The organism is Bacillus cereus group sp. N21, from assembly GCF_016483395.1.
Classification (GTDB): Bacteria; Bacillota; Bacilli; order Bacillales; family Bacillaceae_G; genus Bacillus_A; species Bacillus_A pseudomycoides.
Map to the genome: position 1 here is coordinate 1 of NZ_JAEHBX010000107.1, position 10,968 is coordinate 10,968.

The following is a 10,968-nucleotide window of genomic DNA, read 5'->3' on the forward strand; positions in this document are numbered from 1 at the left end:
TAGAAAGAGTGATTGGACCAGAGGTTTTGCTTTGTTTTGAATGTATACTTTTTTATTTGTTTTTGATGATATCAGGGAGATCGGGGGGAAGTCAATGTTATAGAGGATTTGAATGTAAACAAATATGTAAAAGTTTACTTTCAAAAAGGGGATAATAAAAAAACAGTAGTGCATAAAATCACTACTGTTTTTTATTGTTTTTTGCAAGTAAACTACTTGCATTCTTTTCTATATAATTTAATAGAATAAATAGCTCCAACAAAGAATACCAAGGCTTGAGTTAATATAAAGAATTGACGGAAATACATGTCTTTACTAACTAAAGAAATAAATAGGGAATTCATTAGAATTTGAGTAACAAACATACTATAAGTAATTTTTAAATAAATTGTATTTGTTCTTTCATCTGGTTTACCAATTTTTTTGTAGATAATAAAAAGTACAATTGCTGAACCCAACATCAAAAGGCTTGTAAAACCTACAAAGATATTGAAATTATCTGTGCTTTCTAACATCCAATTGTTTAATTGATCAAGCATTATTATCTTCCTTTCCTACATAAGAGAATATTTCGTTTATATCAACCTCAAAATAATTTGCAATTCGATACGCTAACACCAGTGAAGGAGAATAATTATTCTTTTCCATAACAAATATCGTTTGTTTAGAGACTCCAACAGCGTCAGCTAAATCTTTTTGTGACATTCTTTTTAACACTCTATATTCGTACACTTTATTTACTATAGAATCTCCATATTTTTCCTTCATAGTTAACACCTTCCTTTCTTAATACCTATATTAAACCTAATTTATAAAAAAGTAAAGTTTAATTATACAAAAGATAAAAATTTTTATATAAATTAAAAGAAATACTATATATTTATTGAAAGTAAACTTCTATTCAAAAGTTTACTTTCGTGGATAATAATAAGATTTTAATTATTTAAGATTGTTTTTATAGGACCTATTTTCAACGTATATGTAGTTCCACTTTAAACTGTTATAATTAAAATGTTTTAAATATTTAGATAATGGAGGATTAGATAATGAAAATTGCAATAGTATGTTTTGATAACTTCACTGATATAGATGTCTTTTTACCATGGGATTTATTAAATCGTGTACGTTTAGTTGGCGATATTTCTGATTGGGATGTCCAACTATTAGGAACAGAAAAAACTCATATATCCATGTCTGGCTTACGTATTCCCATGACAGGGAGTATATCTGATATTCCTTCTGCTGACGCTGTAATATTTGCAAGCGGTAAGAGTGTACAAGATTTATATAAAAATCAAGAATATCTTAATAGTATTCATGTAGATCCTCAGAGACAATTAATAGGCTCTATGTGTTCTGGTTCACTATTACTAGGAGCTAAAAAATTGTTAACTGGTAAAAAGGCAACTACATATCCATCCGTAGTAGAACAGCTTAAAGAATTTGATGTAGACGTTATTGAACAAAGTTTTGTAAACGAAGGCAATATATCAACCGCTGCAGGTTGTTTTGCTGCACAAGATCTCTCAGCTTGGATTATAAGAACCCTAATTAATGAAGAAATGGTTGACGCTGTGCTAGAAACTGTTCAGCCAGTAGGCAAAGGTTTATATTTTTAACATTTTTAGTTAAGAAATCTTTATCTTTTAGGCGTTATGATGGACTTATAAACAATTAGAGGTAGTTATATAGTGTCTGTCAACGGTAAGCGGACGGAATGAAGCGAAAGCGAAATGAAGGAGCATTAAGGAGTTGACAGACTCACTATGCAACCCTCTTGTGGTTGTCAAAAGGTACCCTTTTGACCCTGCCAACCGGCGAGGGAGCCCCCTCAATATTGAGGGGGTTGGGGGTGTTTTATAAAGGGGTCAAGGGGGAAATCTCCCCTTGTAGGTTTGGACAAAGTCCAAGGTGTTAACTCCCCCTTTTAAGGGGGCTGGGGGGTGTCATGCTAAGCATGACCAAGCGTGTATTTGGGTACCAAATACGGAGCTTGCCTAATTACGACGATTGCGTTAAAATGGAAATATATAGGATACCATTTTAACGTGCGGATGACCTCTATAGATGGGCAGCCGCTGAGGAGGAATTACGTTGTGAGCGAGACAAGATCAGAGCCGAAACAAATTAAATTTCGGGTGAGCGAAGACGAGTTCCAACGGTTGAAGCTTATGGCGGATAACGTTGGAATGAGTGTGCCGGCTTTCGTGAAAGCCAAGGCACACGGGGTGAGGGTAAGACAACCGAAGATTGACCGAAAAGGAGCAATCGAAGTAGCGAAAGAATTGCGAGCAATTGGTACCAACTTGAACCAAGTGGCAAAGTGGTGCAACGCTCGAGAGCAAGTAAGTGAACAAGAATTGGAACGATTAAATTACAACATAGAACAAATCAAAAAAGGATTGGAAAAGGCATGGCAACAATTAAGCTAGGTAGTACCAAAAATGCGAATGCATTATTGAAGTACGCTGAGAAGCGCTCAGAGGTCTCCTGTGGTGTGAATTGTGATGTAGAGTATGTTAGAAGTCAAATGACAGCTACAAGGGAAATATGGGGCAAAAATGGCGGTGTACAGGCACATCATGTTGTACAGTCTTTTAAGCCAGGAGAAGTGACTCCAGAATTAGCAAATCAAATTGGGCAAGAGTTAGCCAAGGAAATTGCAAAAGGTCATGAGGTAGCAGTTTATACGCATGCGGATAAAGACCATATACATAATCACATTGTCATCAATTCCGTAAATTTTGAGACAGGTAAAAAATACGTAGATAATGCGAAGAATCTTTATTTTATACGTGAGCAATCAGATAAATTATGTGAGCAGCATAATTTGTCTGTTGTAAAAGAGCCATCAGCAAAGCAACGTTATCATCAAGCTGAATATGGTCTTGCCAAACGTGGTGAAGTAAGTTGGAAAGATGAATTACGTCAAACGATTGACTATGTAAAAGATCAAACAACAAATCTAGAAGATTTTAAGAAGCTATTGCAACAAAAATTTAGTGTTGAAGTAAAAGAACGTGGTCAACATTTTAGTTTTAAACATCCTGATGTAGGGCGATTTGTAAGGGGGAAAACACTCGGCTTAAACTACGAAAGGGGTACGATAGAAAATGAGTTTAGTAGACAAATTGAATCAAGTGAAGAGCGACGAGTCAACGAAACTTATACAAGAGTTGCAAAAGAATCTAGAGGACAATCAGAAGTTAATGGATCTACTGAAAGGGTATATCAGTGTACAGATGGACCGGGATACCAATATGAAAATGGCGACGAACAAAGAATTAATAGCGATGCAAAAGACAAGCGAGGAAATACAAAAGGAGATGCTTTTGATTTTAGAAAAGCAAAGTCAGCTCTTGAACGTGAACAAAGAAATTCTACTGAAGACTTTGGAAAGTGGAAGGAGCGAGATGGCAGCAAACAATCAACAAACAGTTCACCATCTCCAAAACATTCAAAGCAACCTGAAAGGACAAATGGAAGAAATCAAGAAAGACATGGGACGCGAGATTCACAACATGAGCATAAAAGCACAAAAAAGATTACAAAAAGTCGAGGAAAAGAGCAATCAATTGATTTCTAACGTTAAAAAAGATACTTTAATGTATTTTTGGATAGATGCCTTTAAGTCTGGATTAGCTACAAGTGTAGTTCTAATCCCCCTATATTTGTTTATGCGGTTTTTATTTTCTTCGATGGGAGTAGAATTACCTTAATTGATTAAAAACGTTCTAGAAGAGTTTAAGAGTGGTTTTATTTAACAATAGATTTCATGTTATGATAGAGAAAGACGAAAAAACCGCCCATGCTTTGGTCGGCAGGCGGTTTTTCATAATAAGGTTGGAATCAACCAATATATATTCTATATACATTCTAACATATAAAAGTTGATTCCTTCCACTAAGGGAGAGAATTATTTTATGACAAAAGTTGTAGATTTTGGACAAGCTGAAAAAAATGCTAGAAAAAAAGATTTTGAGATTGAAAACAAAAAATTCGAGCAAGATCATAACGAGGTTTCTAAAGCTGAATTAGAACAAGCTATGGAAATTATGGCCAAAGCCACTGGTAAAGAACTTTACATAGGCACTAAAAGAAGCCCTCAGTCGAAAGTGAGGTTTGCTCAATTTATGCAAAACAATTTAGGGTTTTTAAGACAAAATAAGTATTTAACGGCTAGAGAGAAAAGTTTTTTTATTGATATAACACCATTAATTGCTTTTGATAGTAATTGTATTGTAGAGGATATTAAAGCTAAGAACCCTGCTCCTATGAATATTTCACAAATTGCTGATTTTTTAGGGGCTGACAGATCAAATACAAGTAAAATCATTAATTCTCTTAAAAGAAAAGGTCTTTTGTTTAAAGGAGAATCGGGTTTAGAAGGAAATAATGCTAAAGCATATGCAATATTTATAAATCCACACATTATCTATGCAGGGGATAAAGATAATATAAATAAAGCTTTACAGATAATGTTTCATAAAGCTATGAAAATGAAAATATTAAAAGATTTACCAGATAGATTATTTTAACTTACTAATCGTAGTTGTTTAACTTGACAACTACGATTTTTTTGTTTTTGTTCGTACTTTTGTTCGTGGTAATTTAACCACACAACTGTGGGGATTTAACCACACACGAAAATCTCTAAAACCCTTGATATATTAACCTTTTTCGCACTTTTTAAAGTCTCTCTCTTCTCACTCTCTATATAGGGGCTTTTCTCCATACAAGGAACGGAGAGTATTTTTTGAGAACTACACTCAAAAAATCTTCCTCCTTTCTCCTTGCATTCCGAAATTCGGCAGGTATGGATATGTCGCCAAGCCGAACATACCAAAAACGAGAATTTAGGTAGCACGACTTGGATTAGCAATTGTACCTGCCGAACCGCCTAGATCTACTGTTCAAGAATAAGTTCTTATTCTATATTTTTATAACACGAAAAGGGGCTAGCCCCTCGCTTCGCTTCACCCCAGCCTTTACCTCACACCCAAAAACAAGGGGGAACCATAACTGCTAGAGTATTAATTAAGATGTCTGCTATACTTAATCATAAATGGGAAAAACAGGGAGTTGAAAATACTTTGAGGGAGAAGCTTTTGGTGCTATTTTCTATGATTATTATATTTTTTTCTTTTCTTGTTTCAAATGTGTATGCAAGTTCGTCATTAGTTATAAGCAAAGAAAAAGCTGGTGGTTATCAATACACTATGATAAAGGAACAAAACAATTTCACTTGGAAAATTGGTTATCGAGACAACTTAGTTACGCTCCAAGAAAATAAGGATAATACCGAGAATTTGGAACATTTCAGAACTGCTGTTATGGATATTAACAGGAACATATTTGAAATGATATTATACTCATCCTACTTTTTGATTGTTGTTTTAATAGCACTAATTTTCTACAAGAAGAACAAGCAAATACTTAAAAGAGGCCGTGCAATTTTTGTTATATTTGCAGGTATAGCATTATATGCTGCGTTTACAACCTCTATCAAACTAAACACTACATTCCAAGATGCAAAATTTTATTATTTGGTGCTAACTAAGTAATTTTATCAAACTACCGAATCTTTTTTTCCAAAATGCTGGTGATGGGGTACCGCCAGCATTTTGGAAAAAAACCAAGCTAGCCAAAAATACAAAAAGCCGTCAATCAGGACGGCTTTTTGACATAATTCTCGTTATTGGAAGTAATTATTTTTCTTTACCTTCAAGTCTTGTCAATAGATTATAAGGATTCACTTCCCATGCTTCGTATGGAACAAGGCCTTTTTGTCCCATGGCATCAAGTGTGCGAGATTTCATGTGAGGTCGTGTTATATACTGATCAATATTGATTTCGTCTAATTTTATAAAACAACCTTCTTTAATTTCTTCAGGTTGAATATGTAGTTCTCCACTAATGTATTCCGCATAGAAACCTACTGATAAGAGACCTTTTGTCATATTATAATAAACACCAGTAATTCCAATTGGGCATATGTTAATACCTGTCTCTTCAAAGAATTCTCTTTTTACAGCTTCACTTAAAGATTCGCCTTCCTCAACTTGTCCTCCCGGAAGTTCCCAGGTATCCGAACGCCAATGTGTTTTGATTAATAAAACTTCACCATTATTGTTAGTTAAATAAGCAAAAACAGAAACAATATGTTTTGGGTAAGAATGGGGTTTATCCAATAAAAACACTCCCTTACTTAATTTGATTTTCTATTTTACTTTCTAGATAACTAAATGATTACCTTTCGCCCTTTGTATGCTCTATACATGTGAGGTTAACATAACGTCTCATTATTGGTAGCAAGAACAAGATGGAATCCGCTTTAAAACAAGGATTCCATCTTGTCCTTGCTTTATTTTTCTATACACGATTTTATACATTACAGAGATATTAGGGTTTTTCAGGCTTACGAATGTCCTGTATTAGTACAAAAATCTGTATAGAATTCTGTATAAAAAAGCCTTGCATATAAGCAAGGCTTTTTCTATTTCCAAAATTGCCACCACTTTTTTTGTTGGGTGGCTGCAATCAATTTTTTAGTTTCCTGGTTTTCACGGATCATAGCCATTAGATTTTGATCACGTTTATCCATTCTTTGAATCACAGCTTTTTGAAAATCCTGTTGTTGTTTTTGCTGTTCAGCTTGTTGTTTAAGTAGTCCTTTTAGTTCTTCTAGTTGTTCGTTTTGGTTTTTATTAATCTGTTCAAGTTGTCCAAGCCGTTCATGCAACCCGTTCATAGTGTCCAAGATGTTCATAGATAAAGGTTCTACTCCATTATTATCTGCTGAGACAGTAATAATTAAGGGTACTCCACTTGCTTGTAATTTTTTATTAACTTCCTCTTCATTCATGTTATCGTTATACAACTTTTTTATCTGTTTTATGATTTTTACAGAATCAGAATGAATAAAATATTTGCTACGATTCCCTTGTTTTACTGTAAGGAATTGTTCATGTCTTCTTATATAGCGCTTTAATGTATTTTCAGATACATCAACCTTTTTAGCAAGATCATTTACGCTTATCCATTCTTGGTTGTTTTCCATCATGAATACCTCCATTTTGTTCAAATGTCCATCTATCTTCCATCCATCCATACTAAAAAATTCTATATATATCAAGCAATTACCTGTGAACCGTTCATTCTGTTCAAGCAATCTGTCCATTCTGTTCACATAAAAATATACACATGCTATTCTCATAAAAGAATAAGAAAGAAGAATAAGATATATTGGGAATCCCTATAAAAGACTTCATTTTCTGTCCAAATGTACTAAAGGACTTTTTATTATTTGTTTCAACTCTTTTTCAAATCAGTCTTGTGTCGAATAAGGTACGGTTTGGCTGGTATAGAATAAAAAGGTTATCAAATGCCGAACGAAACTCTCAGCAGATGATAACCCTTTGGGGTAGCTTATCAATGATTTCAATAGCTCCCCTCACAAATACATTATTGCGCTACTCCAAATACATTGAGTTCAGCCACACTTGTCCATGGATTATTGTTTATCTCGCTTAAGGCACGCAGTCTAATATAGCGACCTGTCTTGGTTGCAAAGCTGACTTCTTTCAAAGTGGTATCATTTGTGAAGGTACCTGTAGCTACAGCTGTTCCCCAATTCACTCCATCACTACTGACGTAGAACTCATAGCTCTTAATCGTTCCGTTCACTTGACCGTCTTGTCTTGGCAGGTAGCTGAATTTGGAGAGGCTATAGGTTGCACCTAAATCAATTTGAATCTCGTGCGGCATTGGAGCTACGGGGTTCCAGCTCGTATGCCAAAACGTGTTTTTGTTTCCATCAAAGGCATACGTGCCCAAATCGTACAAACTATAGCTGTCTACATATTTTAGTTTCCAATTTGTTTGCGGAATCCAATTAGTTTCTTTTGCTGTGACTGCTACATTCATAGCAGAACCACTTGTGCTTGTCGTTGTAATCGTTACTCCCGATTTTTCTCCAGTGTAGGTATTACTGTTCGGATTGGTGTCTGGACCAAAGGAAGCAGCATGATTTTGATTTGTGTAATAGAATGGATCTTGGTATTCACTGATGGATTGCTCTATATCAATAAAAGGATGAGGATCACTATCAATATTATTCATGGATTCATCAATATGCCAAACCGCGATGCCACCAGAATTTGTTGGCAAGCTTGCATCATATCCAATTTTTTGGCGATTCTCAACTAAAAAATACGTATTATCCTTTAAAGGAATCTTTAAAACATTGTAGTTATTTTGGATGGCATTTAGAGTAAAATTGTTGGTAGCATTTACTACAGTTGGTGTTACAAATCCTAATTTTACTTTCGACCAGGCATCCATATGATCCGGTGTAGCTCCATAATCTTCTCCTTGAAGACTATTCCAGGCTCCATTAGCCATTATACTTAGACCACCCACACGATTATTAACGCCATATAAATCTGGAAGGCCCAAGGAATGACCCAATTCATGAGCAGGAATACCAATCGTTGCCATATGACCATATTGTTTTTCACCCTGCGTCGTATACATACCTGATACTGTAACACCATCGTGATTTGTGTTAGGAGCATACCACTGATGTGCCCAAACATTTGGCACTGAACCACCACTAGCCTCTTCATTGCCAGCAAGAACAGTTACAATGTAGAAGCTATCTTTAGAATTGATGACTTGATCATTATTAGTATCAAAACTAGCAAAATTCACCTTAGGATCAGCTTTATCCAGTGCATCTGTTATAACCGTTCTAATGTCTTTTCCCGATGTATCCGGATGAGCGTAATCTAATTTCACTTTAACTACCCCATCATTTTGCGTACCATATGTTTCGGATGCCGGAGTGATCTGTGCTTTTCCATTACTCACCTCATTATAGTAATCCTTTACTGACTTTTGATTTGCAGCAAAAAATCTGTTGCTCCAATCGTTGTCGCTATATGCGATATCAACATCTGTAAACCCAATTAACACAACAAGTAATTTTTGAGGTCCTGAAACTGGAGTGACAGTTCCGTCAACATTTTCTGGTGATCCTGTAAATTCTTTCATGAGCTCCTGTTTTTTCTTTGCTTGAGGGTTGTATTTCTTTATCCATTTGTTCAAATTGTTCTCATTTACCGCTTTTGCAGGTTTCTTGTCAATTTTATATTTTTTTCCCGTCGATTTCAGTTCGTCTGATGTAAGTTCAGCGTAATTCCAATACCCCTTCTGATCTTGTAAAAGTACGTCGCCATCCTTTGTACTTGCCCAATGGAACCATTCATCTCCATGCACCGTGGCTTGAAACGATTCGCCTGACGGTTGTTCCATTTTAACAACTCCATCGTATGCTGGTGCGGCAAAGGCGTTCGTTTGAAAGTACAAAACACAAATCAAGGAAAAAACGGACGTGAACAGGAATTTATAAATTCTTTGCATAAACCTTCCTCCTTTTAGGGGTGCTGATGTGATTTTGCGGTTTGTCGGTGAGACCCCTAATTATAATATCGGAAAATTTTAACAATATGTTAAGTATTTTGATAAGTTTAGTATTCTTGTAAAATTAACCAATAAAACGGAATTGATGATGGTCACATGTGGAGTTCTGTTATAAATTGTGTTTTCTTTTTTTAATATGGTGAGGCCATAAGAAAAGAAGTTAACAATTTATTGTTAACTTCTTTTCCTTGTGATGGTATAACATTTCTTATTCAACGAACAGGTCCTTTAGTGAAGTAACTACCGAGAAGTGGTGTTATGTAAATCTCACATGAATATAGTATATATCGTTATTTCCTTGTTTCTCTCTTTATTCTTTATATTTGCATACCAAACATGCTTGTATCCTATATTGATACAAGCAATTATATATACCCTACCTATAGTACATAAATCAATAATGCAGGTATTGCAGTACATTGTAATGAGAGAGGAGTATGTTTTATGGAATCACGACCTCTGAAGAAAACTATGTATGAAAATATATCACAACCAAAAATACTATCTCTTTGGAATATAGGCTATTAAACAAGCTCTTCTTGTATTTAAACATAGAATAGAATGAATTCTATATTTCTAGAAGGGGATGTTTTTAAATGTTTAATGATCATGATAAATGCGTATGTGATCAGTTAGCGGTTTTACAATTAGGTACAGAAGTAGATATTTTTTTAAGTGGGAATACAATCGAAGACGTTATTTTTGTTAATTTCAATCCAGAAAATTTTTGTGCAACTTTTGTAGATAATGAAACAGAACCAGGAACTGTAATTGTTTTAGATTGTCGAGATATTTTAGCACTTCGAATTGAATAATTAGATAGAAAAAAAGAGCTTTTTTAAAAGCTCTTTTTTTATTTTTATAACTAAAAATAAAAAGATTATTCTTAGTTAATTATGATTACACTGATGAAATTTTATGGAGATGAAAATCTAGCTGCTTCAAAATGTGTTCCTTCGTTATTCAAAATAGTCATATTTCCTCCGCTAATAATTGTCCATATTTGAACTTTATCCCTTTTATTTAATTGTAGAATAGTACTTACTCTTACTGCATGAGGTCGTCTAACTAATTTTGGCACGAAATAGTGATCTTCTTTAACAATATCGATATCATTTACACGTATTAACATGGTTGTAGTACGAGGATTATCAAAAGGAATATTAGCAAGAAATGCTGCACTTGCAGTAATAGCATATACTCCTTTTCTTTTAGGAACAAAGGTTGAATCGGATATATTATACTCATCTTTTAAATCAAATTGTTTAGTTTCATACGTAATCTGTTGAATTTGTGTTGTAAGTACATTTTGGTTAAATGCTTTTACAGCTCTAAATGCGGATGGTCTAATTAATTGTAGTAAAGCTATTATAGGATTACCCCCTTTTACATTAACTTATGAATTATGTAGAAAGAGTGATTGGACCAGAGGTTTTGCTTTGTTTTGAATGTATACTTTTTTATTTGTTTTTGATGATATCAGGG

At 34.4% G+C, this 10,968-nt stretch carries 12 protein-coding genes; 6 read left to right on the forward strand and 6 right to left on the reverse strand.

The window, feature by feature from the left end:
* Positions 1-212: 212 nt before the first annotated feature.
* Entirely contained in the window at positions 213-539 is a 327-nt protein-coding gene (locus JDS96_RS28375) for a hypothetical protein (RefSeq protein WP_033679200.1), read from the reverse strand.
* Positions 532-768: a helix-turn-helix transcriptional regulator gene (locus JDS96_RS28380; protein WP_098116921.1), complete on the reverse strand. Its 237-nt coding sequence runs from the start codon at positions 766-768 to the stop codon at positions 532-534. Before JDS96_RS28380 ends, JDS96_RS28375 begins: the two co-directional genes overlap by 8 nt.
* A 278-nt stretch (positions 769-1,046) precedes the next feature.
* On the opposite strand from JDS96_RS28380, the gene JDS96_RS28385 reads away from it, so the two are divergent.
* The 5 genes from JDS96_RS28385 (at position 1,047) to JDS96_RS28405 (ending at position 5,564) form a co-directional block, all read left to right on the forward strand.
* Entirely contained in the window at positions 1,047-1,619 is a 573-nt protein-coding gene (locus tag JDS96_RS28385) for a DJ-1/PfpI family protein (protein WP_098116920.1), read from the forward strand.
* 477 nt (positions 1,620-2,096) lie between these two features.
* Positions 2,097-2,432 carry a plasmid mobilization protein gene (locus tag JDS96_RS28390; protein WP_199668812.1) on the forward strand — a complete coding sequence of 112 codons (336 nt, stop codon included), beginning with the start codon at positions 2,097-2,099 and terminating at the stop codon, positions 2,430-2,432.
* Positions 2,414-3,586 (forward strand): relaxase/mobilization nuclease domain-containing protein, encoded by a 1,173-nt coding sequence (locus tag JDS96_RS28395; protein ID WP_199668813.1) that lies wholly within the window; start codon positions 2,414-2,416, stop codon positions 3,584-3,586. Before JDS96_RS28390 ends, JDS96_RS28395 begins: the two co-directional genes overlap by 19 nt.
* A 337-nt stretch (positions 3,587-3,923) precedes the next feature.
* Positions 3,924-4,538 (forward strand): MarR family transcriptional regulator, encoded by a 615-nt coding sequence (locus JDS96_RS28400; RefSeq protein ID WP_199668814.1) that lies wholly within the window; start codon positions 3,924-3,926, stop codon positions 4,536-4,538.
* Positions 4,539-5,042: 504 nt separating this feature from the next.
* A complete protein-coding gene (locus JDS96_RS28405; protein ID WP_199668815.1) occupies positions 5,043-5,564 on the forward strand; it encodes a hypothetical protein in 522 nt (173 codons plus the stop codon).
* 144 nt (positions 5,565-5,708) lie between these two features.
* Here the strand turns inward: JDS96_RS28405 and JDS96_RS28410 are convergent, their stop codons facing one another.
* The 3 genes from JDS96_RS28410 to JDS96_RS28420 form a co-directional block, all read right to left on the reverse strand.
* Entirely contained in the window at positions 5,709-6,191 is a 483-nt protein-coding gene (locus JDS96_RS28410) for an NUDIX hydrolase (protein WP_199668816.1), read from the reverse strand.
* Between the two features lie 305 nt (positions 6,192-6,496).
* Positions 6,497-7,060: a DUF3967 domain-containing protein gene (locus tag JDS96_RS28415; protein WP_242480009.1), complete on the reverse strand. Its 564-nt coding sequence runs from the start codon at positions 7,058-7,060 to the stop codon at positions 6,497-6,499.
* 404 nt (positions 7,061-7,464) lie between these two features.
* Entirely contained in the window at positions 7,465-9,423 is a 1,959-nt protein-coding gene (locus tag JDS96_RS28420) for a M6 family metalloprotease domain-containing protein (RefSeq protein ID WP_199668818.1), read from the reverse strand.
* Between the two features lie 656 nt (positions 9,424-10,079).
* On the opposite strand from JDS96_RS28420, the gene JDS96_RS28425 reads away from it, so the two are divergent.
* Complete coding sequence (locus tag JDS96_RS28425) at positions 10,080-10,298, forward strand: hypothetical protein (protein ID WP_003209791.1); 219 nt, start codon at positions 10,080-10,082, stop codon at positions 10,296-10,298.
* Positions 10,299-10,399: 101 nt separating this feature from the next.
* Here JDS96_RS28425 and JDS96_RS28430 read toward each other — a convergent pair whose 3' ends face one another.
* A complete protein-coding gene (locus JDS96_RS28430) occupies positions 10,400-10,564 on the reverse strand; it encodes a hypothetical protein (protein WP_003203254.1) in 165 nt (54 codons plus the stop codon).
* Between the last annotated feature and the right edge of the window lie 404 nt (positions 10,565-10,968).